Origin of the sequence: Bacteroides sp. GM023 (assembly GCF_014750685.1) — a bacterium.
Lineage (GTDB): Bacteria > Bacteroidota > Bacteroidia > Bacteroidales > Bacteroidaceae > Bacteroides.
Window position 1 is genome coordinate 294,841 of sequence record NZ_JAAXGE010000007.1, and the last position, 24,579, is coordinate 319,419.

At 42.2% G+C, this 24,579-nt stretch carries 19 protein-coding genes; all 19 read right to left on the bottom strand.

Translation table 11 applies throughout. The features are described from left to right. Positions 1–246 precede the first annotated feature (246 nt). The gene (locus HC965_RS16505) at positions 247–2,322 is read right to left on the bottom strand and encodes a hypothetical protein (RefSeq protein ID WP_191032481.1); all 2,076 of its coding nucleotides are present in this window, start codon (positions 2,320–2,322) and stop codon (positions 247–249) included. A 286-nt stretch (positions 2,323–2,608) separates the two neighbouring features. Continuing rightward, complete coding sequence (murQ, locus tag HC965_RS16510; RefSeq protein WP_191032482.1) at positions 2,609–3,415, bottom strand: N-acetylmuramic acid 6-phosphate etherase; 807 nt, start codon at positions 3,413–3,415, stop codon at positions 2,609–2,611. Between the two features lie 67 nt (positions 3,416–3,482). Continuing rightward, complete coding sequence (locus HC965_RS16515; RefSeq protein WP_191032483.1) at positions 3,483–4,331, bottom strand: ATPase; 849 nt, start codon at positions 4,329–4,331, stop codon at positions 3,483–3,485. Positions 4,332–4,378: 47 nt separating this feature from the next. Further along, complete coding sequence (locus HC965_RS16520; protein WP_191032484.1) at positions 4,379–5,662, bottom strand: MFS transporter; 1,284 nt, start codon at positions 5,660–5,662, stop codon at positions 4,379–4,381. A 15-nt stretch (positions 5,663–5,677) separates the two neighbouring features. Next, complete coding sequence (locus HC965_RS16525; RefSeq protein WP_191032485.1) at positions 5,678–7,018, bottom strand: SpoIID/LytB domain-containing protein; 1,341 nt, start codon at positions 7,016–7,018, stop codon at positions 5,678–5,680. Beyond that, on the bottom strand, positions 7,015–9,480 hold the full coding sequence (locus tag HC965_RS16530; protein WP_191032486.1) for a DUF4922 domain-containing protein: 2,466 nt from the start codon (positions 9,478–9,480) through the stop codon (positions 7,015–7,017). Before HC965_RS16530 ends, HC965_RS16525 begins: the two co-directional genes overlap by 4 nt. Then, positions 9,480–10,973, bottom strand: coding sequence for a sodium:solute symporter (locus tag HC965_RS16535; protein ID WP_191032487.1), 1,494 nt, complete (start codon positions 10,971–10,973; stop codon positions 9,480–9,482). The genes HC965_RS16530 and HC965_RS16535 overlap by 1 nt, the downstream gene beginning before the upstream one ends. Before the next feature lie 306 nt (positions 10,974–11,279). After that, on the bottom strand, positions 11,280–11,477 hold the full coding sequence (locus tag HC965_RS16540) for a DUF2007-related protein (protein ID WP_191032488.1): 198 nt from the start codon (positions 11,475–11,477) through the stop codon (positions 11,280–11,282). A 215-nt stretch (positions 11,478–11,692) separates the two neighbouring features. Next, complete coding sequence (locus HC965_RS16545; RefSeq protein ID WP_191032489.1) at positions 11,693–13,348, bottom strand: AMP-binding protein; 1,656 nt, start codon at positions 13,346–13,348, stop codon at positions 11,693–11,695. A gap of 7 nt (positions 13,349–13,355) precedes the next feature. After that, positions 13,356–13,910, bottom strand: a complete 555-nt coding sequence (locus tag HC965_RS16550; protein ID WP_167961623.1) for a helix-turn-helix domain-containing protein — start codon at positions 13,908–13,910, stop codon at positions 13,356–13,358. Between the two features lie 39 nt (positions 13,911–13,949). Beyond that, entirely contained in the window at positions 13,950–14,723 is a 774-nt protein-coding gene (gene proC, locus HC965_RS16555) for a pyrroline-5-carboxylate reductase (protein ID WP_191032490.1), read from the bottom strand. A 144-nt stretch (positions 14,724–14,867) separates the two neighbouring features. After that, complete coding sequence (locus HC965_RS16560; protein WP_191032491.1) at positions 14,868–15,989, bottom strand: aspartate aminotransferase family protein; 1,122 nt, start codon at positions 15,987–15,989, stop codon at positions 14,868–14,870. A gap of 124 nt (positions 15,990–16,113) precedes the next feature. Next, on the bottom strand, positions 16,114–17,082 hold the full coding sequence (gene argC / locus HC965_RS16565) for an N-acetyl-gamma-glutamyl-phosphate reductase (RefSeq protein WP_191032492.1): 969 nt from the start codon (positions 17,080–17,082) through the stop codon (positions 16,114–16,116). Continuing rightward, on the bottom strand, positions 17,079–18,287 hold the full coding sequence (locus HC965_RS16570; RefSeq protein WP_191032493.1) for an argininosuccinate synthase: 1,209 nt from the start codon (positions 18,285–18,287) through the stop codon (positions 17,079–17,081). The genes argC and HC965_RS16570 overlap by 4 nt, the downstream gene beginning before the upstream one ends. Before the next feature lie 15 nt (positions 18,288–18,302). Then, positions 18,303–18,881 carry a GNAT family N-acetyltransferase gene (locus tag HC965_RS16575; RefSeq protein WP_073346749.1) on the bottom strand — a complete coding sequence of 193 codons (579 nt, stop codon included), beginning with the start codon at positions 18,879–18,881 and terminating at the stop codon, positions 18,303–18,305. A gap of 24 nt (positions 18,882–18,905) precedes the next feature. Then, positions 18,906–19,379 (bottom strand): arginine repressor, encoded by a 474-nt coding sequence (locus HC965_RS16580; protein ID WP_008776404.1) that lies wholly within the window; start codon positions 19,377–19,379, stop codon positions 18,906–18,908. Positions 19,380–19,486: 107 nt separating this feature from the next. After that, a complete protein-coding gene (locus HC965_RS16585; RefSeq protein WP_191032494.1) occupies positions 19,487–21,367 on the bottom strand; it encodes a hypothetical protein in 1,881 nt (626 codons plus the stop codon). A gap of 2 nt (positions 21,368–21,369) precedes the next feature. After that, positions 21,370–23,523 (bottom strand): O-antigen ligase family protein, encoded by a 2,154-nt coding sequence (locus HC965_RS16590; RefSeq protein WP_191032495.1) that lies wholly within the window; start codon positions 23,521–23,523, stop codon positions 21,370–21,372. After that, on the bottom strand, positions 23,520–24,350 hold the full coding sequence (locus HC965_RS16595; protein WP_191032496.1) for a hypothetical protein: 831 nt from the start codon (positions 24,348–24,350) through the stop codon (positions 23,520–23,522). Before HC965_RS16595 ends, HC965_RS16590 begins: the two co-directional genes overlap by 4 nt. Positions 24,351–24,579 lie beyond the last annotated feature (229 nt).

Genomic DNA, 24,579 nt, shown 5'->3' on the forward strand with positions numbered 1-24,579 from the left:
CATCACCAGATGAGCATGTGGTACATGACGAGATGAGCATCTCGTATATGTAATCTTATAATTATTGACGTGTCATCTCTATATATTCCAGTTGCTATGTCTTAATAATCTGCATATTGCATCTTAATATCTGGGTGCTGATATAAGAACATGTGAGCTCAAGTAATTCAAAACAATACAGTTTAGTTCAAAATGGTACAATAATGAGTTCGAAATAAGAACTCATCGTTGTACCATTCAATAATACTATTCTGTCAGTAGAATGGTATAGGTCTTTACAGAACCTTTGTGGTTAAACTTGACTACTGCTTTTCCTTTTTTTGAAGTGGGTTGGCTGATGTCTATTTGAACATCAGGCTCACTTGAAGAAGCAGAGATTACAGGCATACTTGTTACATTTGCAGGAACGGCATATTGGGTCTCATAGTGATTAAAACCAGTAATACCATTTGTATTGGTTGACCTCACCGGGGTGGTCGGCAAATTCACTTTCTGGCCATTAACAAGAATTTCTATCTTTGGAACTGCCGGATATTCCAGGCTTTTATTCTTTTTACTGAATCCCACCCCTTGAAGTACACACAATTTCTCCTTAGAATTACTTTCGGCAACTAGGAAAATTGCGTGTTTCTTGTCTAGCTTGTCGACAGCTTCGGCGTTAATTGTATATTTTGTAATCTTTTGGGCAGAACCGGCAGGAACAGTGATTTCGCCAATCTTTTTCCCTTTCCAAACACTATTATCCCAAGGCCCGTCCAACCAAATGTTTATTTTGAAAGAAGCATCGGTCGTAGGAGTTAGAAAGAGATTGAATGATGTCTTATTCCCCTTTTGGGTTCCTTCAAAAGGTTTTAATCCTTTTTGAGCTTTCTTCAAACCGCCAAAACCAAAATATTTATAACCGATGATATCGCTGCCTCGTACATCTACAGGCATATTATTATCCCAAATATCCCAGGAATCCTGTTGGCTACCGATATTTGATAAATAGCAGGCATATCCGGCAGAATAGTATTTGTATGGATCCAGTCCAAAGATTTGGAAACCTTCGGAAGTGACTTCCGCGCCTGTATACTCATTGCCATTTGTTGCTTTAGCTTCCCATATCCCTTCTTTTGCATAAGGGTCGTATCCGCGAATTACCACTTTACCACCTTCCGCTACGGATTGTTCATCCCATTCGATGGTGACAGGAGCGACCATTGCCTGGCGTGCAAAACCAAATCCGCGTGGCGGACGATGATAGAATACATACCATTGACCATTAATATCTTGCAGACTGCCATGCGTATTATGTGCCGCGTTAGTTGCCTGTAATTTACTGCCATCCTGATTGGGCACAACTCCGCGGGAGTCAACAAGTACCCCGCCACTACGCCATGGACCTAGCGGAGAATCACCAAAAGCATAACGAAGAGTCGAATTGGAATTTCCTAAGCCATACTCCGGCCCTGAATATCCGGAAAAGATCATAATATATTTATTACCAACCTGGCGGATAGACGATGCTTCGAAGAAGTTAAAATCTTTGGGATTCTGCTCTTTGTGCAGTGCAGGATAGGTCGTACCGGCAGGATCTCTTATAATACCGGAATTTGTACTTGCAGGGATGAAGTAAGGTATAATCTCTGTCCCCGGTCTGACGGAATACATCGTGCTCTGATCCAACTGGGCAGCCAACGACCTTTGAAATCCCCAAAATCCGTAAGCACGGAATCCGATTTCATAATCAGGGTCATTAGGGTCGGTAATATTTTCAACAAAGATGGAAGGATCGAATCCAAGAAAACTACCGGGCAGTGTTCGTGTGCCATCTTCGTTCAGGTTGATGGGAGTAAAAGGGCCATCCGGACGCTTCCCTTTACAAACCATCGCTTCACGGTTACGGCCACGGCTGTGCGGGAACAAGTAATATTCTTTGGTTCCGTCTTTTCTCTTTATTTCAACAAGATCCGGAGCATACATTACGTCCCACTGATTTTGGACATGGTACGTAAAAATAGCTCCTTCATCTCGCCAATCTGTCAAATCTTCTACGGGGGCTGACCACATGCGAATATCCGCACCACAATAACTATTGAAGCGAACATCGTGCGAGCCGATAATGTATGTGCGATATTTACCGGGATTATCCGGATCTTCAAATACACGGGGTTCTCCGTCAGGAAGATGTTCCCAGAGCGGAAGATAAGGGTTGCCTGTTCCTATGATGCTAACTCCTTTGTTACTTTGGTTTGCTCCTACTATGTTTTGCGTAGTGAACAATATCATCGCTGTACATAACAAAATTATATACGGCGTTCCATATTTTTCCCTTTTCATATTTATTGGATTTTTGTTTCCGGCAAAGTTAGTCTGTTGTGTGTAGACTGTGCTTTGAATTTGATTCTGATTATCTCACAGGTGTTACTGTGAGTTTCATTTTATATCCTTCATGTTACATAAGGTCTAATCTCAGAATTTCCGGTGCTTCCAGATAACTATGCTTTAATCCGTCGATAGTGAACAGGATTTTTTTAAATTACGATTTCTGGGTCTAACGAACGGATGCGGAATGTATTCTTTTCTTTTTTTGTCTTACAAGTGAAGATATTATGTTCTTGCTGTTTCATCTGCTCATGTAAGCATCAATCGCTTTCTTTACCGAACCATGAAGCAACAGTAACTTTTGCGCATGGTCATGGTCCAGTCCCAACTCTTCCATAATCATCCGCGTCCCTCTTTCCACTAGCTTCTGATTACTAAGCTGCATATTTACCATCTTATTCCCTTTTACCCGTCCGAGTTGAATCATCACCGAAGTACTAATCATATTCAGAATCATTTTCTGTCCGGTGCCGGATTTCATTCTTGAACTTCCCGTGACGTATTCCGGACCGACAATCATTTCAATGGCTACATCCGCTTCCGCTGCCATCGGAGAGTCGGGATTACTGGTGATGCAGCCTGTCAGGATACCCTGTTTGCGGGCTTCCCGTAAAGCGCCGATTACATAAGGAGTAGTACCGGAAGCGGCAATACCGATAACAGTATCTTTATCATTGATATGATGTTCGGTAAGTTCTTCCCATCCCCGGTTCATATCATCTTCCGCACCTTCTACGGGATTACGCAACGCAGTGTCTCCACCGGCTATTAATCCGATAATCCAGGTAGGCGGCATTCCGAATGTCGGTGGTATCTCCGAAGCGTCCAGTACTCCCAGGCGACCACTTGTGCCTGCACCCATGTAAAAGATGCGTCCGCCCTGTTTCATACGGGGAACAATTTGATTGACGAGCAGTTCAATCTGTGGAATGGCCTTTTGAACGGCGAGTGCCACTTTTTGGTCTTCCCGGTTGATGTCTTCTAATATTTCTCGTACAGACTTCTTTTCCAGATTATCGTAGAGCGACGGTTGTTCGGTTATCTGCATGGGGATGGTTCTGGTTATAAATTACTATTGGTTTGATAGATATTTATTGGTTGGATAAAATAGATACTTATTGGTTGGATAAAGTGGTATGATATTGAATTAATCCTTCCATCGGACTTTGGAGAATCTTTCCGATTTTCACTCCTGTCTCTTGGGCAGCTTCCTGCAATATTTCTTTGTAGAAGTGTGCTATTGAGCCAATGAAATGAACAGGATACTGAGTATAGTTATATTGCATCACATTCCTGCGCAGAAAAGCAATGAAACTATTCAGAACCAGTTGGCGGATACCCGGTTCATCCAAATGCTGCGCAATGAAAGGAGAGAGACTTGCCAGGAAACGATTCGGGAAAGGCTGGCGGTACACCCGGTCGATAATTTCGGGAGCCGTCAGGTCGAATTGCTTCAGAAAGGCTTCTTTCACAGCAGGGGAGAGTTGATTCTTCAGAATATCGCCTACTAATAATTTTCCTAAGACAGCCCCGCTTCCTTCGTCGCCTAAGATAAAACCAAGTGGGGAGATGTTGTTAACAATCTCCTGTCCATTGTAAAAGCAGGAGTTGGAGCCCGTTCCCAAGATACAGACAATGCCTGCCTCGTGTCCGCATAATCCGCGGGCAGCAGCCAACATATCCGAATTGGCTTTGATATTCCCGACAACAGGTAAACTGTCGGCAATCGCTCTTCGGAGAACGGGAGCTTTTTCGGGTGTACAGCCTGCGCCATAGAAAAAGACCGAATTGATAGTTCCTTCCGGTAGCTGTGGCAGGAGAGAATGTGTCAGTTCCTGTTGGACTTCTTCTTCCGATTGAAAGAAGGGATTAAGCCCTTTTGTACTAATTCGTTTGATAGGTGTACCGTTGAGAACAACACACCAGTCGGTTTTGGTAGAACCACTATCTGCAATGAGTATCATATCTTATTATATATTTTCAGTTTAATGCGCTAAGTTATCAAGTGAATTTATTGCTTCTTTCCGAAAGAATCATCCAGTCGGTTACGAATCATTAATGAAGCAATAATGCCGGGTATCGTACAAACGCAGACCCAGATAAAGAAATTGGTGTATCCGATATGTTCCTGTATCCATCCTGCCGGCATGCCCGGAATCATCATGCCGAGTGCCATAAATCCGGTTCCGATGGCATAATGGGCGGTCTTATGTTCGCCTTCAGCAATATAAATCAGATAAAGCATATAAGCTGTGAAGCCGAAACCATAGCCAAGCTGTTCAACGGCTACACAGATGGAAATCAATATGGGATTGTCCGGTGTGGCGGCAGCCATCCATACGTATAAAATGTCGGGAAGGTTGATAGCCAATGCCATCGGTAATATCCATTTCTTGAATCCGTCTCGTGAAACGAGAAAGCCGCTGACAATTCCGCCGAGTAAAAGGGCTATGACACCAATAGTTCCGTATATCATTCCGACTGTTGCTGTGGATAGCCCCAGTCCGCCTTTATCGGCATTGTCGAGTAGGAAAGGAGAAGCTATTTTGGCTAATTGCGACTCTCCCAGCCGATAGGTGAGCAGAAAGAAGAACATAAGCCCCAAGCGCTTCTTCTTGAAGAAAGTGACGAACGTCAGGAGAAAATCCTCTAATAACTTACTTGGTGTCAGTCCGGGACGTTTAACGTCAGTATCGGGATGCGGGAGCATAAAGCGATGGTAGACGGTAAGGGCAATAAATAATCCTGCAAGGAAGTAGAACGTGATACTCCATGCCAGGGGAATATTGTTTTGTGATGTTTCCAACCATCCCGCTAGCATTACAAGGATACCTTGCCCGAAAATATTGGCGAGGCGATAGAAAGTATTCCGAATACCGACAAAGAAAGATTGCTCCTTATTATTTAATCCGAGCATATAGAAGCCATCCGCGGCAATGTCATGCGTGGCCGAACTGAATGCGAGTAACCAAAAGAAGGCAAGAGTAAACTGCACATAATGTGCCGTTGGGATAAATAAGGCTATACCGGCAAAACCGGCAGCAATGAATCCCTGCATGGCAATAATCCAAGAGCGCTTCGTTTTAATTAAATCAACGAAGGGACTCCATAAAGGTTTGATAGTCCAGGGGAGATAAAGCCATGAAGTATAAAGGGCTATTTCAGTATTGGATAATCCCAGTCGTTTGTACATGATAACGGCAATAGTCATTACCGCTACATAAGGCAACCCTTCTGCAAAATAGAGGGTTGGAATCCAGCTCCAGGGGTTTCTTTTTATTGTTGGCGTTGTCATGGTATGGGTTCTATTTTATTTATATTGTTTTTCAAGTATGCTGCCGGGGTAATAATGAGATAGAATTTCTTCGTACTTATAACCCTGTTCTCCCATCACGGCAGCACCAATTTGGCAAAGTCCTACCCCATGTCCCCAACCGGCTCCGGTAAGGGTGAAACGGGAAGGTATTTCTTCTTCATCTTCTTTGTATTCCTTATCTACAACGAAAGCGGAACTATAAAGATGGGAAGTCGATAGTGTCCGACGTATTTCCAGTTCTTTTCCGAGGATGAGCGTCCGTAAGGTTCCTACTATTTTCAGGCGGACGAGACGACCCGATGTTCCCCGTTCTACAGGAATTAAATCAATAATTATCCCGAAATCAATTCCCGAACGTTTGTGAATCAACTCTGAAAGTTCTTGTTGTGAATAGCTGACTTTCCACCGGTAGAAGTCTGCGGTTTCCTGGTCGTAGTTATTGAGTACCTGGCTTAGAATCTTTTTGTCCTGCGTATTGCAGAAAGCAACAGGTGAAGTGCGTATCCATTTATCAGCTTCGGCTTCTATGCTCAAGTCAGGAAGTCGGTGCTCTGTTTGGCTATCTCGTTGTCCAATAAGATAAGGATGCTTTACGTTTTCCCAACAGTTCTGAAATTCTTCAAAAGCTCCGCCACAACATTTGGAAAAACGGGTATCGCAAATCTTTCCTTCGTACATAAGTACTTCCCCCCGTGTAGCGGAAACAGCCTCAATGGCTTGCGGAGCTGAGGCACGTGTGATTCCTTGATAACGCTGGCAATGGTCATCGGCACATACATCAAAGTTTTTGTGTGCTTCATGGTCGTACCATTTTATAAATTGAGAATTGAGAATTGAAAATTGAGAATTGGCTGCGCTGCTTGACGGCATCGTATTTCTTAATTTTTCATTCTCAATTCTCAATTTATCAAGCAGCCAGCTTCGGGAGATAACGGCATGTGCTTTCAGGAGTTCCAAAGAAGCTGTTGCACTCATCTCAGATGAAATCACACTGGTGAGATATTCTTCGATAGAAATTACATTGATAGCGGTCAGCTTGTCATCTTCGATAATAATTTTCAGTTCCCCCTTGAATCTCTGAACTTCTTTACGTTCCCAATGGAAGTCGATACCGATAGTTACGTCTTGCAGTTCAAAAAAAGAAGAAGTATTTCGTTGGGGAGTGAAGGATAATTCATCATATTCTTTTTCCTGCCAACAGATTTTTCCTTTCCGATAAACGGCTTGCTGCATTCCGGAGATTGCCATTCCATCAGAAGAGATGAATTCATCCGGGAAAAAGAATTGAATCTCTTTCCCGGAAAGAATACCAACTGCTATTTGAGGCTCTGTCATAAGGCGGCTTTAATGCGTTCTGCTATTTCTTGTAGTTTTTCTTTAGATATGGATACTTCCCGATAGATATCATATACCTTTTCAGGAGTCAGTTTCTCCATATCCTCTTCACGTACTATAGGGAATATGCCGTTCATTTCAGCAATAGCAGGACTGATGAGAATTTGTTCGTCTCCTTCTGCGTAATAGCAGTCAGGGCGATGTTTGCTGCGTAGGAAGATTATACAATTGTAAGGGCGTTCGGCCACTGATTCAAATTCATCGTCGTAGTACTCTCCAAAATCCTCTTTGGTGCGTTCCAGACCATACCAGGCAAGAATGTTCATCATCGGTTCTTTTCCGTTATTATTGGCAGCTAAGATGTCGTAAATCAGATGAAAGGTTTTCGACATTGTTTTCTTATTTTCCGCCTGAATCTTGATAAAACTGAGCGGGAAATCTTCATAACTAATTTGCACCTTATCGTTATCTATTAATTCTATGCTATCGTAATATGGTCCCTGCATACTTACCTCTTTACTGCAAGCTTGAAAATGGGCATGGTCGGGAGCGGAAGCTCCACATTCCGGTCCATTATACAAAAGGAAGTATTCTTTCATTATGTCGGTGAGTTCTATCATATCTTTAAAACGCCCGGCTATGGATTGCGACTTGTGTTCCTTATCTACAATCGTAAAGTGGTGTTTAAATATGGGATAGGGGTTAACCAGTATCTGATAATTCTCATAACTGAGGAACTCCTGTTCTTGCGGTCGGTTTGTTTGGCAGAGGAAGCAAGGTCGTGAGTGAATAGAGACCGTATCTATCTGTGCGGTAGCCGAAAGAATACGTTTCGGATTAAGGAATAGTTCCGCACTTAAACAATTGTTACCTATCCATTTTTCTATTTCTTTTGTTCGTGACTGATACTGCTCCAGTGCCTGATAATTCTCTTTGGCAAGTTCCCAAGAAAGGGTTTGCTTTTGGAATAACTGTTCGACTTTTTGCTGAAATTTCTCTAAAGTCGTTTCTTTTTGCAGGATGCGCTGTTCCAATTCCCACGTACGAAGTCGGTCTTTATATAGATTATTCTGGTTGACTTTCTCAACAGGCAATGCAGCATCCGAGTTGCCTTCCCAACGGCGGCAAAGGTAAATCACGTCGTATATTCTGCCTATCTGATAATCGTGTGAAATTTTCAATCCAAGGGCATAGTCTTCCCCATAGCTTGTGTTCGGGACTTTGATTTCCCGAAGAATGGGCGTGTAGAATGCACGGGGAGCTCCCAGACCGTTGATACGTAATGCATTATTTCGTCCGTTGTCGGGCGTCCATTCCTTATGGTCGATGATGCCGGGGGCAATTTCCTGCATATCAAAATTAGTCATCATGTAAGTGCCGATAACCATCGCGCAATTCTGTTCATAGAAAGCATCAATGATGGTTTGCAGGCTATATTCGTCTTTATACACGTCATCGCTATCCAGTTGGACGGCAAACTTTCCGCATTTTTCGTGATGGATACCTATGTTCCAACATCCGCCTATACCGAGGTCATCTCTTTCGGGAATGACGTGAATCAGCCGCTTATCCGAACTAAGTTCGCGGAGAATCTCACTGGTTCCGTCTGTCGAATGATTGTCGATGACAATGACATTGAACGGAAAGGTCGTTTGCTGGTTCAGTGCCGAGCGTAAGGCATCTTTGATTGTGCGAATACGGTTGCGTACAGGTATAATGACAGAAGCTTCATACTCAAAAGTGTGGGAAGAGAAGTCTACGGGACGGAAGAAAGGATACAGATATCCGCCAATCTCCTTCAAATGGTTGGTGCATGCTTGTTCCATTTCAATCTGTACCTGACGGTTTTTAGGGTCTACATAATCGAACTGCTTCTCACCGCTTTTCCGCTTGTCACTTTCTACTTCGGTATATAGATATTCGTTGATATGTACCAGTTTGCTCTTTTGGGATATTTTGAGTCTCAAATCATACAAGCCTGCATATTGATATTCCTCTTCCGTATTTTTTATAACTTCCTTGAATGCGTTGGCATTGAACAGTAATACCGAGCCGAAATTGAAGTCATCACGCAGGCTGCCGGGTTGGTAATCAATGACCGGAGCAGGTTTTTGCACACCATCCATCTGTTGGTAATGGTCTGCATATGCCATGCCAGCATGTGCCATTTCCATTACTTGAACCATTCTTTCAAGAGCGAACATGCCTATTTTTAGTGCGGTGCGTTTGGTATAAAGTAAGGTATATGCTTTATCTGAATGTTCGGCAATAGCCCGCATCGCTTGTGTGGACTGCATTCTCTCTACAGAGATGAGTTCGCATCCGGGAATACAGACATTGGTAATTGGGGATGCCAATAAATAAATCTTGTCTACCAGCGTTGATGCACGCAACTCCTTAACCGTCTGCACAGTTTCTTCCAACCGGCTGAAAGGAAGAAAACAGTTGATTGTTGTTTTCATTATTTTACTTCTTGTTTTGTAGTATGAGTTGTGTAAGATGTTTCTTTGTCTTGTCTTTTGATGAACAAACAAAGTCCGAGGAATGTGAACAGGGCATTGATTATCAACAACTCGTAACTGATTTGGTAACCGTTGAACCACGCTTCCGAATTTCTTTGCAGAATATAGCAAAGGACAGGGGAAGCAATAGCCACCAACGGAATATATTTATCATAAACTTGTTTCTTAGTAAAAATGCCGAAGGCAAACAGCCCTAAGATAGGGCCATACGTATAACTGGCCAACGTATAGATAGCATCAATCACACTGGTATTGTTCAGCAGATTGAAAACGAAAATGACCGCCCCCATAACGACTGCCATACCGATATGCACATGCTTGCGAATCTTGCTAAGTGCCGCGTCCCCTTTTCTCTGTGCATGTAAAATATCCACGGTAAAGGAGGTAGTCAGCGCTGTCAAAGCAGAACCCGCCGCAGAATAGGCGGAAGCTATCAGCCCGATAATGAATAATACCCCGACTATACCGGGAAAATAGTTTCCGGTAGCGACCATTGGGAATAACTCATCGCTTTTTGCCGGATTCTCAATGCCCTGCTGCGCTGTAAAAGTATAAAGCAATACCCCCAACATCAGAAAAAGCAGAATGACAAAGAACTGGGAAATCCCACTGGTAATCATATTCTTCTGCGAGTCCCGGAAATTCTTGCAACTAAGATTGCGCTGCATCATGTCCTGGTCGAGTCCGTTCATGGCAATGACGGTAAATACTCCTGCCAGGAACTGCTTGAAGAAATATCGCTTGTCATTGACATCATCGAAAAAGAATGTCTTGGAGAAGTCACTGTCCGAAATCGTACTGACCAAACCGCTGAAATTCAGATGCAGACTGGAAGCAATATAATAGATACAAAGCACGACCGAAACTACCAGGCAGAATGTTTTCAGGACATCTGTCCATATCAATGATTTCACCCCGCCACGGAATGTATAGAGCCATACGATAAATACCGTAAGAATCACATTCAGCAGGAACGGGAGATGAAAAGGCTCGAAGATAAGCAATTGCAATGTCAGGCAAACGAGAAAGAGCCGGACGGCTGCCCCCAGCATCTTTGAAATAAAGAAGAACCATGCGCCCGTCTTATAGGATGAACTTCCGAACCTGTTCTCGAGATATTCATAGATGGAAACCAGGTTCATGCGATAGAAGAGGGGAACGAGTACAAACGCAATGATAATCTGTCCTACTATAAATCCCAGTACCATCTGCAAATAAGAAAAGCCGCTTGCCTGCACCATACCCGGAACGGAAACGAAAGTAACTCCGGAAATAGTGGAACCAATCATGGCAAAGGCAACGATATACCAGGCTGATTTACGATTCCCGACAAAGAATCCCTCATTGTCGGCTTTGCGTCCTGCTATATATGAAACAGTGAACAGGATTATAAAGTATGCCACAATAGTAATAGATATAACGGCTGGACTCATATCTGCTGTTTAAGTTCGTTTTAGGATTGATATCCGAATTTGTGAGACAAAGATAGTTTTTTTCAATGATACAATCCAATAAACAGTTCAAATAAAGAAGTAGCTTAAAGTGTTATCTGTTATCAGGGAATCTGCGTTATCTATGTTACTAAAAAGAATCATTCTCACTATTATGAGAATAAATACTTATCGCATTGAGAATTTTTTCTCATTGCAGTGAGTATTTTTTCTCATCACGGTGAGAATGATTGAGAATTCATAGCCCGTAAAAAGTGATGATGGGCTATTTATATGTAAACCTAAAACCTATGAAATCTTGTTGTTAATAACGCGTATGGCTGCTGAATAATATTCGCATGGCACCATAAGCTGAATACCTTTAATTCCCTTGTCTTGCATTGACACTTCAATATAAGCTGCATTCAAACGGCTTTTGATACTGGCCACTTCCCACGGACTACCAGCAAAAACATTAATTTGAGAAACCTTTCTACCTGTAATCATAATCTTTTGTGTTTTTAATTGTAACTGTTGCAAAGATAGGGGAAGGAAATGAATTATTAGTGTAATTTTGATTCATACATAGTATACAAATGATTCAATGGCACATATTTGTTATGAATTGATTAGTTTATTGTATTAGCCATAAAAATTCCCCCTTTAGTTGCGTGAAGGCAGCTAAAGGGGGAAATATGTCGATGAATTGGTCGTTTTTTTACTTACTTTTCATCATTCTGACGAATTTCTACGCGGCGAATCTTACCGCTGATTGTTTTCGGAAGTTCTTCGACGAATTCAATCACACGCGGATATTTATAAGGAGCAGTCACTTTTTTCACATGATTCTGCAATTCCTTAATCAGTTCTTCTCCGGCACGGTCTTTATAATCTTTGGATAGAACAATTGTAGCTTTTACCACCTGTCCGCGAATCTCGTCAGGTACTCCGGTGATAGCACATTCTATTACTGCCGGATGAGTCATCAAGGCACTTTCCACTTCGAACGGGCCGATACGGTAACCGGAACTCTTGATAACGTCGTCCGCGCGACCTACAAACCAGAGATAGCCGTCTTCGTCTTTCCAGGCAACATCGCCGGTATAATAAATGCCGTCATGCCAAGCCTCGTGGGTACGTTCCGCATCACGGTAGTATTCTTTGAAAAGTCCGATAGGTTTGCCTTTGCTGGTACGGACAACAATCTGTCCCTGTTCTCCGGCTTCAACTGAACGGCCTTCGTGGTCAATCAGGTCAACATCATACTGTGGATTCGGCAATCCCATGCTTCCCGGTTTCGGTTCCATCCAAGGCATAGTGGCGATAGTCAGGGTCGTTTCTGTTTGTCCGAAACCTTCCATCAGTTTGATGCCGGTCAGTTTCTTGAAAGACTCGAATACTGCAGGGTTCAAGGCTTCTCCCGCAATCGTACAATATTTGAGTGAAGACAGGTCGAACTTCGTCAGGTCTTCATGAATCAGGAAACGGAAGATGGTAGGCGGTGCACAGAGGGAAGTGACATGATAATTCTGTATCATTTCCAAAATAGCGGCGGGAGTAAATTTCTCGTGGTCATATACAAAGATGTTTGCTCCGGCAATCCATTGTCCGTAGAGTTTTCCCCATACTGCTTTTCCCCAGCCTGTATCGGCGATGGTAAGATGAAGACTATTCTCATCCAGATTGTGCCAAAAACTACCTGTTACGATATGGCCTAACGGATAAGTAAAGTCATGTGCCACCATTTTAGGCTCACCGGTAGTACCGGAAGTGAAATACATCAACGAAATATCATCGTTGGTATTTGCATGTCTCGGACGTACAAATGGAGCGGCATTCTCAATTCCCTGGTGGAAATCATCGAATCCTTCAGGAATTTCCGGGCCTACGCTGACTAGCTTCTCGACAGTCGGACATTCGGGCAGGGCATCTTTGATATGTTGCAGGACGACTCCTTCGCCGGCAGCCACAATCATCTTGATGTCGGCAGCGTTGCAGCGATAGATAATATCCTTCTTTGTCAACAGGTGAGTGGCGGGAATAACGGTAGCTCCCAATTTGTGAAGGGCGATAGTGCTGTACCAAAACTCATAACGGCGTTTCAGAATCAGCATCACCATATCGCCACGACCGATACCCAGGCTCTGGAAGTAAGAAGCAGTCATGTCTGTGTAACGTTTTATGTCGGCAAATGAGAACTGGCGGCTTTCGCCTTTGTCATTTGTCCAAAGCAAAGCGTTCTTATCGGGCTGTTCGGCAGCCCAGACGTCTACTACGTCATAGCCGAAGTTGAAGTTCTCCGGGACGTTTATTTTTAAGTTCTTGTTGAAGTCCTCTTGCGAACTGAAAGAGGTCTGTGATAAAAATCTTTCTACCATGATATTATTACATAATTACTGCCAGAAAACGTACTGTCTTGCCATCGAGCGCTTTCATGCCATGTGGGAGTTTAGAATTAAAATAGATGCTGTCGCCCTGGTTGAGGATGATTTCTTTGCCTTCGATGTTGATAAGCATACGCCCTTCAATCACAAGGTTGAATTCTTGTCCGTTATGTTTGTTATAATGAATCGGTTCATCATCCCCTTTCGGTTCAACGGTAACGATGAACGGGTCGGCAGTGCGATTCATAAATCCCGATGCCAGTGACTGGTATTTGTAGGCTTTCGTACGTTCGATACTGATTCCTTTACCTGCACGGGTTACGAAATAGCTGCTCATTTTGGGCTCTTCGCCGAACATCAGGGCGTCGAGGGCAACATTATAAGTACGGGCTATCTTTTGTAGCATGCTGACGGAAATATCGTACTCTCCTGTTTCTGCAAGTCGGTATTCTTCAGCAGAAATATCGCTGTCGCGAGCAATATCTTCAGAAGTCAGTTCCAGTACATCACGTAGTCCGCGAAGACGTTCTGCTATCTGTTTAATTTGGTCATTCATACAAGTGGTTGGTATTTTATGATTAATAATTTTGCGGTTTTATTTGGATGCTTTCATCGCCTGGATGATAGCGGAAGTGAAGCCGTTATGCTCCAGTTCATTGATTCCTTTGATGGTGATTCCGCCTGGGGTAGTCACTTTGTCGATTTCTACGCTGGGGTGGGTGTCGTTATTCAGAATCAGTGCGGCGGCTCCTTTCAGTGATTGTGCTACCATGGTCATCGCGTCTTTCGGGCGGATTCCCATTTCGATACCGGCTTGCATGGCTGCCTGAACATATTTCAGGACGTAGGCGATGCCGCAGGAAGCCAGTGCGGTGGCGGCTGTTATTTTATCTTCGGGGATAAGCATGACAGTTCCCATTTCGCTGAAGAGTCGGAGAATGAATTTATCCTGTTCGTCATTAGTGTTACGTGCAGAAACGAGTGTCATGCTTTCCAGTTCGCTGATGGCGGTATTGGGAATAAGACGGAACATCGGCATTTCCGGTGCCACTACATAATGAGCCAATTCTTCGAAACTGATTCCGGCAGCTACGGAGATAAGTATCTGCTTACTTTTTAATTTCAACTCACGCATTACCGGTTCCACTAACCACGGTTTTACGGCGAGAATAACAATATCTGCCCCCGTGGCTGCTTCAGCGTTATCCTGCGTTATGGAAAGCCCCAGGTATTCGTTTCTCAATTTCTTTAGCTTGTCTACACTGGGATTGGATACGATAATGTCCAAATCTTCTATCATACTTCCTTTTGTCAGGCCACGGGCGATAGAGCCCCCCATGTTTCCTGCGCCAATAATAGCTATTTTCATATTACGCTTGTTTTTAATGAGTTGTCATAGACAAAGGTAACGGTAAATTGCGAAAAAACAAAAAGCAGCCTGAATAAGAAATAAATTTCTATTGAAGGCTGCTTTTATCGTTGGCTGTTTATTAATCAAATGAGCGATTAGCGATTAGAGTACTTTCTTGAACCGTGCAAGGAACTCGTCTGCTTCTTCCATGCTGAGGCAAAGAGGGGGCAGAAGACGAAGTACATTCGTACCGCTTGCTCCGGTAAATACATGCTCGTCATAGATGAGACGGCTACGCAGTTCTTTGATTGGTTCCTCGAATTCAAGTCCAATCATAAGTCCGCGTCCGCGTACTTCCTTGATTTGCGGGAATTTCTTGAGTTCTTCCAGCAGATAGTTACCTACTTTAGCTGCATTTTCTACCAGACTTTCCTGTTCGATGGCATCCATCACGGCGAGGGCTGCCGAACATGCCAGATGGTTTCCACCGAAGGTTGTTCCCAGTTGTCCGTATACAGGTTTGAACATCGGGCTAATCAGAACGCCTGCCATCGGGAATCCGTTTCCGATACCTTTGGCTACGGTGATGATATCCGGCTTGATGTCATTGTATTGATGAGCGAAGAATTTACCGCTACGTCCGTATCCGCTCTGGATTTCATCGAGAATCAGGATGGTTTCTGTTTCGGTACATACCTTGCGAAGTTCCTGCATAAATTCGGTAGTCGGTATCTTGATACCCCCTACACCTTGTATTCCTTCAATGATAACGGCACAAGTATCTCCTTTGGAAAGTTCCTGCTTCATCGCTTCGATGTCGTTCAGCGGAAGATAGGTTACGTGTCCGTTATTGTTGATGGGAGCGATGATAGACGGATTGTTAGTTGCTTCTACTGCCAATGAAGTACGTCCGTGGAAAGCTTTGTTGAAAGAAACGATTTTAGTACGTCCGTTGTAGAACGAAGCCAGTTTCAGGGCATTTTCGTTTGCTTCGGCACCGCTGTTGATAAGAAACAGGCTGTAATCATCATAGCCGGAAATCTTTCCCAGTCGCTCGGCTACTTCCTGCTGAAGCTTGTTGATTACCGAGTTCGAGTAGAAACCAAGTTTGGCTACCTGGTTACTAATCATCGCTACATAGTGGGGATGTGCGTGTCCGATGGAGATAACGGCGTGACCACCATAGAGGTCCAGATATTCTGTTCCGTTCTCATCCCATACCTTGCAGCCATCACCTTTGACTATGTTGATATTATATAAAGGATATACGTCGAATAAATTCATGTTGATTAACGTTTAGTGATTAACGATTAGTGGTTAATGTTTGGTGGTTAACGATTAAGTGGTTAATGATTAACTTCATTATAGCGTAGCCGCTAATCATTAATCACTAAACGTTATCCCGTTATTAAAACGCACTTGGCTTTAAGCGTAGTCCTACGGTTTCTTCCAGGTTGAACATCAGGTTCATGTTATGAACAGCCTGTCCGCTGGCACCTTTCAGCAAATTGTCGATGCAGGAGATAATCAATAGCTTGTCGCCATGTTTCTCGAGATGTAACAGACACTTGTTGGTGTTGACTACTTGTTTGAGGTCTATATTCTTGTCTACGATGTGTACAAACGAGTCTTTCGCGTAATATTCTTCGTACATGCGGACGATTTCTTCCAGTGACACTTTGGTCTTTACTACTATCGTAGCGAAAATGCCGCGTGGAAAGTCGCCCCGGTACGGAATAAAATCAATATCCGAATCAAAACTGTTCTGCAACTGTTGCAGTGACTGTTTGATTTCCGGCACGTGCTGGTGGTCGAATGCTTTGTACACACTCATGTTATTGTTTCTCCAACTGAAATGACTGGTAGCTCCCGGTTTCACTCCGGCTCCGGTACTTCCTGTAATGGCGTTTACCATTACATCGTCTGTCAACATCAGATTCTTTGCCAATGGAAGCAAGCCTAACTGTATGCAAGTGGCAAAACAACCGGGATTCGCTACATGCTTCGCTGTACAGGTAGCCCGGCGGTTCAGTTCCGGCAGACCGTAGATGAAGTCATGGTCGTCACTCTTGATACGGTAGTCCATGGAGAGGTCGATAATCTTCAGGTCTTCCGGCAGGTTGTGGCTTTCGATGAATTTCTTTGTGTCGCCGTGGGCTGTGCAGAAGAAAAGAACGTCGATTTCGTCCAAAGGTAACTGGTCGGTGAATCTGAGGTCTGTTTCTCCATATAAACCTTCGTGTACGTCGGTAATTTTGTTTCCGGCATTACTGCTGCTGTTGATAAATACGATTTCAGTTTCCGGATGGTTGAGCAGCAGGCGGATTAATTCGCCTGCCGTGTATCCTGCGCCACCAATGATTCCTGCTTTAATCATATCTCTTCGTCTTTATGGTTGTTATAGTAAACACGTAGCGGAGTAGAGGTCACTTTGATAAAGCCTTTTGCGTCTTCGGCTGTCCAGCCTTTCTGCATTTCACCGTATTCTCCGAATTTAGTTTTCACGAGGTCGTCTTCCGATTCTACACCTACGGTAGAGAAGGAAAGCGGACGAAGTTCGAGGATAGCCGTACCGTTTACGTTACGCTGGCTTTCCTGCAACATAGCTTCGATATCACGCATTACCGGTTCCAGGTACTGGCTTTCGTGCAGGAACATTCCGTACCAGTTGGCTACCTGGTCTTTCCAGTATTGCTGCCATTTGCTCAATGTATATTTTTCAAGGAAGCGGTGAGCGCCGATAATCAACATCGGGGCAGCAGCTTCGAAACCTACACGGCCTTTGATACCGATAATCGTATCACCTACGTGCATATCACGACCGATACCATAAGCGGCACCGATTTCTTCTACTTTCTGAATGGCTTTGATAGGGTCATCAAACTTCTCGTCGTTGACCGCCTTCAGTTCACCCTTTTCGAAAGTAAGACGGAGCTGTTCGCTGCCTTCTTTTTCTACGTGCTTCAGGTAAGCAGTTTCCGGCAGTCCCTGTGCAGAGTCGAGAATTTCGCCGCCGCAGATGGAAGTACCCCACAAACCTACGTTATAAGAGTATTTCAGTTTGGTGAAGTCTGCGCTGAAACCATGCTTGTTAAGATAGTCGATTTCTTCCTGACGGCTCAATGCCATGTCACGGGTCAGTGTGATGATTTCCACATTCGGAGCCAGCACAAGGAAAGTCATGTCGAAACGAATCTGGTCGTTACCTGCTCCGGTAGAACCGTGGGCAACAGCGTCTGCACCGATTTCGTTGGCATAACGGGCGATAGCAAGTCCCTGGAAGATACGTTCGGAACTAACCGAAATCGGATAAGTACCATTACGCAGCACATTTCCGTAAACCATATATTTCAAGCTCTTCTCGTAGTATTCCTGCGTAACGTCTAGCGTTACGTATTTCACGGCTCCCAGTTTGTAGGCGTTTTCTTCATTCGTTTTCAGTTGTTCTTCACTGAAACCGCCCGTATTGGCACAAGCTGCATATACTTCGTAACCTTTTTCTTTGGCGAGGTACATAACGGTGAACGATGTGTCCAGTCCGCCGCTGAATGCCACCACTACTTTTTTCTTCTTTTCTTCCATAGTGCTGTATATTTTTTAAATGTTATTTCTTTCTTGTTCCTTTTTTATATTCCGCGGGTCTGTCGGGTCGTACAGCATGGCTGTACAGATGCAGAACTTGCGGTTCTTGGCTACCAGAATGTCATGGTTGGTGCATCCTTCGCAACCTTTCCAGAATGCCTCGTCGTCTGTCAGTTCGTTGAAGGTGACAGGAACGTAGCCCAGTTCTGTATTCATCTTCATCACGGCTGCGCCGGAAGTCAGACTGAATATCTTCGCCTTCGGCCATCGGAGACGTGCCAGTTGGAAAGAAGCCTGTTTGATACGCTTTGCCAACCCTAAACCACGGAAATCGGGATGAACAATCAGACCGGAAGTAGCTACATATTGCTTGTTTCCCCATGACTCGATGTAGGTGAATCCTGCGAATTCTTCTCCGCGGAGTGCAATAATGGCTTTTCCTTCTCTCATTTTTGTCGCTACGTATTCGTGTGTGCGTTCCGCAATTCCGGTTCCTCTTACGGCGGCAGCATTTCTGATAGTTTCCAAAATAGTGTCAACGTAAACCTCATGTGAGGCGTCGGCTACCATAACATCTATTTGTTGAGTGTCCATTTCTTTATATATAATAAGGTATAATTATTCGATATTTGGAATGATGAGTGACAAAAGCTGACGTATCTTGCTGATAGCAACTCCTTCACGCAACACCAACATTATCGTATCGTCTCCGGCAATAGTTCCGAGAATTTCGGTGAACTCATTGTTGTCGATGTCATATGCCATGCTGCTGGCATAACCGGGACGGGTGCGGATAACGGCAATGTTACCGGAAAACTGCAAAGAGATAAATCCGTTGTTGCGTAACATATCGCCGGCACTCTGGTCGGTAGAACGTTTATACATAATGTTGTTTGGCAGTACGTATACATACTTTCCGTTCATACTGGCAGCTTTAGCTACTTTCAGTTGTTTCAAGTCGCGGGAGAGGGTGGCCTGAGTCAGTTCGAAGCCTTCGCGGTTCAGCTCTTGCAGGAGCTCTTCCTGCGAACCGACCTCTTTGCTTGAGATAATCATTTTGATGGCGTCTAACCGATTTGCTTTCTTCTTCATTGTATAATTATTCTAAGAATGGCGCAAAAGTATGCATTATTTCGGAGAATACATGCATAAAACCGTAGTTTTTTTGCATAAATGTGAAGAATATGCAATGTTAGAGGCTAGTTTATTGGTAAACTATTAACAAAGACTTGTTCTCCATTTTGCAGAAAAAAGACTTCTTCCTCTTTTCCTCGAGTCTCATCATGAAGAAAAAGTAGTGTATTTTGTGGAATATTTGAGAATTGTAGATAAGGGGCTTTCGCTTTCTGTTTACCGAGTGAACTCCATTTCTTATCTTCCCCCCAATAAAAAAGTTCATAGATATCTCCCGGGCGGATAAAATTGTCATCGTTGCGTGGAATACATAAAATTCTATTTATCACTACTTCTGAGCCAAAGTCAAAAATAAGTTCTTGTCCTTCTTTCTTAGATAGAAAATAGGTAAGTGGGTCATAATCGAAGCAATTCTCTAATTTAAATTCATCATCATTGGCATAATATGGTTCGCATGCTACAATATTCGCGGGTTTCATTTCTTTGTTATCTTGATAAAAATGCAATTCTGCTAATTCAAGAAAAGCATTTTCCCTCACTTTGTATCGTATGTAACGGAATTTTTGCTTGTTAGGCAAACTGAATTTATTAAAGCAAACTTTAGGAGTATCACATATATGATATAGTATTTGAGAGTGTTTGAAATCGATCGTATTACTTCCTTCGAACTTCGAATTTATAATTCTGTACATTCTGTCTTTGTTCCATGCAAAGAATGGGAATTTGCGATAAATCTTAATATTGTTAGGTTCCTTTTTTATATTATTCGTCGGAAAATAATTGAGTTGTTTACCATCGAAGATAAATGGATCTGTAAAAGGGATTAGTTCTTTTCCCTCTTTGGATAATATGATATAGATACAATTAGCTTCCACATGTCCAAATGATACATTGTTACCGTTGACAGTTGATTTGGCTATCGGACAGAATTTGTCTCTGTTGAAAACGCCCAGGTATAAACTGTTTGTTTTCTTGTTGTGAGAGACATACATCGTTAAGGTGTCTTTGAAATACTCGTCACTTACATCTTTTTGCCGCAATCCGTTCAGTTGTTGTGCATAGGTTTGTCTGTATATCTTACACATCTTGCGGAATTCTCCGCCTCTGTATCCGCGTATGGGGATGTTTTCCGTAAAGTAGAATGAGGCATTTTCGTTTGTAGTATCCCTCACTACACACCATGCGTGATTGTTGAGTGATTCGGGAGAAAAAGGGTAGTAATCAATATTGACCGGTATTCCTAAAGCTCTCATTACATACATCGTGAGTTCAAGTTCATCCATACATTTTCCTATCCGGTAATTTAACGCAAATCCGGGGCCGGCACTTGTGGTATTAAATATGTGTGTATGGTGAAAATCCTCTTTTTTGAGATATTCGCATATTGTTTTTGTTGCTTCTATCACGTCCGTTCCTGTATAAATGGAATCCAGTAAGAAGGAATACCGTTGCTTATATGCTTTTCTCCATTGTTCCAAAGGCTCGTACTTTGCTTTATAGGGCAGAATATATTCACAGAAAACATCGAAGGGTATATGTTTTCCCCATGGACGCTCATGCCATGCTTGGAAGGCATCATCAATATTGCTTATCAGAAAGTCAGCGGTAATGTATTCAATATCCTTTCGTATATCCGGTTTCAACCATTCCTGTTCCATCTTCTTGATATCTCCTGCTTTGACGAATCCGTTTTTTATCCAGTCCTTTTTTAATGCTTGGATGCTGTCTATATATTTATAATGATAAGCTGTATAACCGGGCATATTTTCAATTAAGAATATCGCGGCTTTTAGTTTTAAGGAGTCATTCTTATAATGCTCAAGGACTTTGAGAAGTTCCGAACGGTTGCTTTTTGCTTCTCTCAGAGCTTCATCCAGTTTACTGTTTCTGCCGGTGCATGATACAACGGCGAAAACCACTAATGCTATAGCGATAATCTTATTCATTTTTATTCTATTTGAAATGGGTATAATTTGTCGGAATACCATTGGGTGAATTTAATGTTGTAGTTTCCCAGTAATATTCTATTTATAAGACGAGGTTTCGATTGCATGTCAGTGAATTTTTTATGCATGCTCTCTGTGGATAATACTCCCATGCTTAATACGCAAGCCCGCTTTTCATAAATACAGGCTTTTTCCTTATTTCCCAAACTTAATTCCACTTTACCTAAATTATACCATGCCATTGATAGATTGGGTAATTGTGCTAAAGCTTCTTCGAGATACTTCTTGGCCAGGGGGATATTATTCAGGCTTAACGCTATTTTTCCTGATTTGGCTAGTGTAATAGGATTTTCTTCCCGATAACTTGCTATGTGGTTATATAAGTGTGTTGCTATCTCTTGGCAAAAGAGAGAATCATTCTCTTTGAGCTTTGCCCAAAATTCGGTATCCAGTATCGCAGGCGATAATGTGATTGCTTTTACTAGATGGTTGCATGCAGTTGCTTTATTTCCGGTTCGATATGCTTGTTTGAACATATCCCATTGGAACAAAGTGTTTTCCGGGTAACGTTTGACCAAATCTTTCTTTATCGCAATAGATTCTTTCTCGTTTTGTCGTTTTTCTAAGATAAGTGAAAGGAAGTAAGTCAAATGAATATCGGATGGATTTTGAGAAATGGAACTTCTGATTGCATTCTCCGCCTTCATCAAATGGAGACTGTCTTTTGTTTCCTCAAAATTGTTCAGGTAGAACAATGAACGGTTAAGCAAATATGCAGGAACTCTTTTTGTTTGTTCTATTTCCTGAACAGCTTGCCGGGTGTTGCCATTTTCTACGGCAGTCAGAAATGAAGAATTGTGTTTTTTATTTCGTACATTCCATTGTATGCCTATAAGTAAGAGTATCCAGATTCCTACTGGCAGCCAATATGTATAACGGTTTTTGGGTAAGGCATGCCTTTCTTTGATAGTCTTTGGGGACAATAATATTGCCAATAATGTGTATACGAGCAGGCACGCAGGTACAGACATAAAAAAGACAGAGAATGTTTGTTCCCTAAAAAGATATGTTATCAATATAAGCCCAATCCCCCATGCTACAATATCTTTTCTTCTACAGATTGTTATTAATACTACTATCAATAATAGTAGGTAGAGTAGAGAGCCAGCCCAACCTTTTTCTACTAAAATCTGACTGATTAGGTTGGAAGCATACGACGTAACTCCTGCTTCATCATTTTCGTACAGATAGCTATCCATTGATAGGGTGTAGTTGCCGTTTCCGCCACCCGAAGGGTGATTCTTGACAAACTGTATAGTCGCGTCCAATTCATTAACCCTACTGTGTAAACTTCTTTGTTGTGAGACAGTGCGGTTCATTCGTAATGTGGTAAGTATCTCTTGATGGTAAGTGACAAAGAGTGAAAGCAATACGACAATAATGCCGGATGACAGCAAACAGAAATAACGTTTACCTATTGACTTCCAAGCGATAAAAATGAGACAAAATAAGTATGGGAATAAAGCCAGATATATTCCTCTGGAAAAAGAAACTACCATTTGGAAGAGAATCAACAAACTGATGACACTTATAATAAAAAGCATTTTGTGTGATTCCCGACAATAGTACATACATAGTATAGCTATTCCACCTGACAGGATTTGAAGATTCGCCCATTCATTGCTACTAATACCCAAAGGTTGATAAAAATGCCTGAAAGGATATAAGTCAGAGAATCCTATCGAGCGTATTGACTGAGTGAATAATACAAAATACGTAACTGCAAGTATGGAGAGAAGACCGAATATCCAACAATATGAGGAGAGTAGTACTTTAGTTTTCGAATCATCTGTAAGTAAGAAACGGAGTATCCAGTAGTAATAAATACAAAACAGGGACGTTTTTAAATAAGAAAAACTCCTTAAAGGATTGACGGAGACAAAAACAGAATACAAATCATACAGTCCTATCAGCAGGATACAATAGTCTAAAGGAGTGAGAGTTATATATCCATTCTTTAGTTTTAGACTTAAGATGATAGCCATGACAAGTCCGCAGATAAAATAGGTATCACCTGCATAAAAGAATTGGAGTAAAAACAAAAAAGTCAATATGATAATTTCCAACCAATCATGTAACTTTAAAGAGGTTTTCATTTACTTCTCCTTTTGAATAATGTTGAAAATGAACGATATAGCAGATAGATAGTCAACGCAAGAAAGAAGATTTGAGTTGCCATCTTTTGTAAATTATAAAAGTCTGGAACCTGATGATTTGCCAACTCTGTGATAAAGTTTCCGAATGCTTCGGGAAATGTCTTGTAAAATTTGACAAGAAAGGCCGGTAACACATATAAAAAGTAATAGCCGAAAAAAAGATTAACGAGACAGGTATAAACAGTCATCGCAATTTTCTCCCGTTTTCTAAGAGAGAAAAGGTAAGGCTTTTGGTTGACATCTTTTCTTTTCAGACTTTTAAATAAGTAAGTGATATACTCTCCGCATTTCTTTCGCAAGTTGGCGACTCCTAACAAGTCTGTCATCAACCAGTAACCATCGAATTTGAAGAATGGGTTAAGTGTGATTATAAAATTGATATTTGTCATGATAATGACACACTTCAGAATATCGTTTTGTGTATGGAAATAGATAATCAATAATGGTATAAGCAGTAGTATCTGAAAGTAAACTCCTGCAACGTTTACGATACATCTTTTTTTGCGGGGCAGAGTCCACGTATTGGAAACGTCTGTGTAAAAAACCGGAAAATTCAGGTATAAACCGAAGCCAATTCCACCGTGTTGTATGTTGTAGAATTGGCAGGCAGAGGCGTGGCCTAACTCATGGAACAAAGAAGATAGAATGAAAAACAAGAATAATCCGCATATTGTGTACAGGTCGATGGCAGGCATATTCAAAACAGATAAAGAAGTAGCCATAAAATAACTTTCCATTCCCAATAACATGCATAGAACTATGACCATGATCTTTTTTTTAAATAAAAAGCTGAAGAATGGCGTACACTTACTTATGACTTGTTGTGGTATTAATTCCTTGTTTAGTAAGAACGTTTTTTTATTAGAAGGTATTCCTTTTAGCTTTTGTATAAGCTTGTCTGCTGTCTCCATAACTGACTTTTCTGTATATTTTCCGCCAGTCAATTGAATGAATGAGTATACGGCCTCTTCTAAAGTATTACTCCTTTTCATGGTG